This window comes from Pseudomonas sp. DF5, assembly GCF_058148225.1.
In genome coordinates this window covers 1-723 of record NZ_JBYVYM010000070.1, presented here as the reverse complement: position 1 = coordinate 723, position 723 = coordinate 1, and the positions used below count along the sequence as shown (strand labels likewise).

Below are 723 nucleotides of genomic sequence, written 5' to 3'. Positions count from 1 at the left end.
GTGCTGCCTCTCTTGGCCGATGCCGAGCCGGGCCAGGTGTGGCTGGCTGATCGACTCTATTGCACGCTCCCGGTCATGGAGGCTTGCGAACAGGTCAAAACCTCCTTTGTCATTCGTCAACAGGCCAAGCATCCACGCTTGATTCAAGAGGGGCATTGGCAAGAACCAGTGCCTGTGAGCACGGGCACCGTGCGTGAACAGATTATTCAGGTTAGAGGCGGTTACCAGTGTCGACGTGTCGAACTGACGCTTCACTCGCCAACAGACTCGGGTGACAGCAGCTTGATGTTCTGGAGCAACCTGCCTGAAAGCGTCAGCGCGCAGCAGATCGCGGAACTCTATCGCCGCCGCTGGAGCATTGAAGGCATGTTCCAGCGACTGGAAGCAATCCTGGAAAGTGAAATCGAAACCCTTGGTAGCCCAAAGGCCGCATTGCTCGGGTTCACTACTGCGGTGTTGGCCTACAACGTCCTGGCCGTACTCAAACGAAGCGTCGAGCAAGCCCATCAGGCTTCCCAGCCTGACGGCTGGGAAGCCTCAACCTATCACTTGGCGGTTCAGGTCCGGAGTGGTTATGAAGGCCTGCAAATTGCGCTGCCCTCGGAATGTTTTCCCGTCATACCTCTGGAAAAACTGGCCCAGCGCTTGTTGGAACTGGCCAGAAACATCCAACCAAAACAAGTTGCGAAAAATCCCCGGGGCCCCAAGGTGCCTAAACCCAAA

1 protein-coding gene is annotated in these 723 nt (G+C 56.6%); it reads left to right on the top strand.

All coding sequences use genetic code 11. The annotated features are described in order from the left end of the window. On the top strand, positions 1–723 hold a 723-nt coding region (locus AC30D7_RS28735), incomplete at both ends, for a transposase (RefSeq protein ID WP_490136329.1).